At 60.7% G+C, this 512-nt stretch carries 1 protein-coding gene and 1 pseudogene; one reads left to right on the top strand and one right to left on the bottom strand.

The genetic code is table 11. The features are described 5' to 3' along the window. Window positions 1-191: pseudogene (locus EOA60_RS36700) on the bottom strand (L,D-transpeptidase); the annotation flags it as partial. 223 nt (window positions 192-414) lie between these two features. On the opposite strand from EOA60_RS36700, the gene EOA60_RS36695 reads away from it, so the two are divergent. Further along, window positions 415-512 (top strand): MerR family DNA-binding transcriptional regulator (locus EOA60_RS36695; RefSeq protein ID WP_128312812.1); only part of this gene is annotated, 98 nt, incomplete at its 3' end.

Here is a 512-nt window from a genome sequence, read left to right as displayed (position 1 = left end):
GTGTCGTAGCGCACTTCCTGCCGGCGGAAGCGGGCCGGAACCTTCTCGATCGGGATGCGCGGCAGCTGATAGCCGGCATCGGTCATCGCGCCATAGTTGTTGGTGAAGATTTGCCCGCCAATGGTGCTGCACCCGCTGATCGCGGTCGACAGCGCCAGGGCGGCGACGATTGCAAACGACTTCAAGCGCATGAATAGGTCCGACGCCCCGCCTTTTATCAGCGGCACGAGTCGGCCGCTTTCTCACCATCATTCATGCTGGCATTTCTTTTGCTTGCCAAGCGTGCACTGCCTATATGCATGACCTTCCCTGCTGGTAAGTGCCGAACTGCGGCATTTCGGCAACAGGGGTCCCAGGATTGTGAAGTAAAATCAACGGGGCAGCCGGAAAGGCTGCCGGAGACAGGAGAGCGCCATGAATGTCGGTGATGCCGCCGAGCGTTCCGGCCTGCCGGCCAAGACCATCCGCTACTATGAGGAGATCGGCCTGATCCTGCCGGCGCGGGCCGAAAA

Source organism: Mesorhizobium sp. M1A.F.Ca.IN.020.06.1.1, assembly GCF_004023265.1.
Lineage (GTDB): Bacteria > Pseudomonadota > Alphaproteobacteria > Rhizobiales > Rhizobiaceae > Mesorhizobium.
This window is presented reverse-complemented; position numbering and strand designations above follow the sequence as displayed.